Below are 516 nucleotides of genomic sequence, written 5' to 3'. Positions count from 1 at the left end.
CGACCCCTAAGGCGAGGCCGAAAGGCGTAGTCGATGGGAAACAGGTTAATATTCCTGTACTTGGTGTTACTGCGAAGGGGGGACGGAGAAGGCTATGTTGGCCGGGCGACGGTTGTCCCGGTTTAAGCATGTAGGCGGAGGTTCCAGGTAAATCCGGTACCTTTTAACGCTGAGGTGTGATGACGAGGCACTACGGTGCTGAAGTGACAAATGCCCTGCTTCCAGGAAAAGCCTCTAAGCATCAGGTAACACGAAATCGTACCCCAAACCGACACAGGTGGTCAGGTAGAGAATACCAAGGCGCTTGAGAGAACTCGGGTGAAGGAACTAGGCAAAATGGTGCCGTAACTTCGGGAGAAGGCACGCTGATATGTAGGTGAAGCGGTTTACCCGTGGAGCTGAAATCAGTCGAAGATACCAGCTGGCTGCAACTGTTTATTAAAAACACAGCACTGTGCAAACACGAAAGTGGACGTATACGGTGTGACGCCTGCCCGGTGCCGGAAGGTTAATTGA

At 52.3% G+C, this 516-nt stretch carries 1 rRNA gene; it reads left to right on the top strand.

Going from position 1 to position 516, the window contains the following annotated elements:
* Nucleotides 1–516: ribosomal RNA gene (locus ACU8YC_RS26205) — 23S ribosomal RNA — on the top strand; the annotation flags it as partial.

This window comes from Citrobacter sp. VF227, assembly GCF_052950715.1.
Note: the sequence above shows the minus strand (reverse complement) of the source record. Positions and strands in the feature narration are given on the sequence as shown.